Genomic DNA, 244 nt, shown 5'->3' on the forward strand with positions numbered 1-244 from the left:
GCCAGTCTCCAAGCATCAGTTTCCTTGTCAGAATTAAGCTCATTGCGAACTCTCTGCCAGCTTGGAGAGGGGTTTGCTTTAGCTCCAGGGCTGTTTCTGTCAATCTCGCGAATCACTCTGCGGACTTCATCATGGGTCTTCGCAGCTTCTTTGACTATTTTTACTTTTTCAGTGTAGTCAGCCATCAACCGTCTGACCTCGTACATATCGTTCCAGATATCCAGAGCATGATTCCATGCCCAGC

The 244-nt window shown here is 48.0% G+C and carries 1 protein-coding gene; it reads right to left on the reverse strand.

Annotation, left to right across the window (positions count from 1 at the left end):
* Positions 1–185, reverse strand: a 185-nt coding sequence (locus OCH80_RS10340; protein WP_404540699.1) for a hypothetical protein, incomplete at its 3' end; no start/stop codon positions are given.
* Positions 186–244: the final 59 nt, after the last annotated feature.

Source organism: Lactobacillus sp. 23-2 (assembly GCF_044902225.1).
Classification (GTDB): Bacteria; Bacillota; Bacilli; order Lactobacillales; family Lactobacillaceae; genus Lactobacillus; species Lactobacillus absianus.